Below are 906 nucleotides of genomic sequence, written 5' to 3'. Positions count from 1 at the left end.
TACCTGTCACCCATCTTCGTGATCTTGCCCAACCGTTCTTTGCCACCACTGGAATGGTTGCGTGGCGTGAGCCCCAACCAGGCGGCGAACTCGCGCCCACTTCGGAACTGGCGGCCCGACCCGATTGTCGCAGCCACGGCTGAGGCGGTGACCGGCCCGACACCGGGAATGGTCTGCAAGAGTTGTGCCGGCCTGCTGAGGCGCGCCTGAATGCGCATCGTGATCTCGTACCACCCAAGCCGATTATGCACGTCGACCAGCTGTCGGCTGAGGACGCGCAGAACGTCCTGGGCGAGCTCTGGCAGATCAGCCTGTTGCCCTTCTATGATCCCTTTCGCGAAATCGATGGCCCGCGCAACGCCGCGAGCGATAGCGATGCCAAACTCCGCCGCCAGGCTGCGAAGCATGTTGATCAACTGAGTGCGCTGGCGGACCACGAAATCCCGCGCCCGGTGCAGGGACAGAAGCGCCTGCTGCTCTTCGGACTTGATCTCGACAAACCGCATAGTCGGACGTGTCACCGCCTCGCAGATGGCCTCTGCATCGACGGCGTCAGACTTGCCGCGCTTCACGTAGGGTTTGACATACATTGGCGGCATCAGCCGGACGGTGTGACCCAGCTTCGACAACTCACGCGCCCAGTAGTGGCTCGATGCGCAGGCTTCGACGCCAATCAGACATGGCTCCAGCCGTTCAAAGAACGCCAGCACCTGACCGCGTCTCAAAGGCCTGTTGAACGCAACCATGCCGTCTTCGGTGACGCCGTGGACATGAAAGATGCTCTTGGCCAAATCCAGGCCGACAGTGGTAACTTGCATGGGGTGGCTCCTCTCTATCGCAGATAATGACACCTGCACTATGGCGCATTGCGACGCCGGGGGAGCGGGAGCCATCCACCCCATCGGC

1 protein-coding gene is annotated in these 906 nt (G+C 61.8%); it reads right to left on the bottom strand.

Features of this window, described 5'->3' with window-relative positions; genetic code table 11:
* A partial coding sequence (locus Q1A75_RS23980; RefSeq protein WP_299550712.1) for an IS110 family transposase occupies positions 1–818 on the bottom strand: 818 nt, incomplete at its 3' end.
* Between the last annotated feature and the right edge of the window lie 88 nt (positions 819–906).

The sequence above is a fragment of the uncultured Tateyamaria sp. genome (assembly GCF_947504105.1).
In the GTDB taxonomy this organism is placed as follows: domain Bacteria; phylum Pseudomonadota; class Alphaproteobacteria; order Rhodobacterales; family Rhodobacteraceae; genus Tateyamaria.
This window is presented reverse-complemented; position numbering and strand designations above follow the sequence as displayed.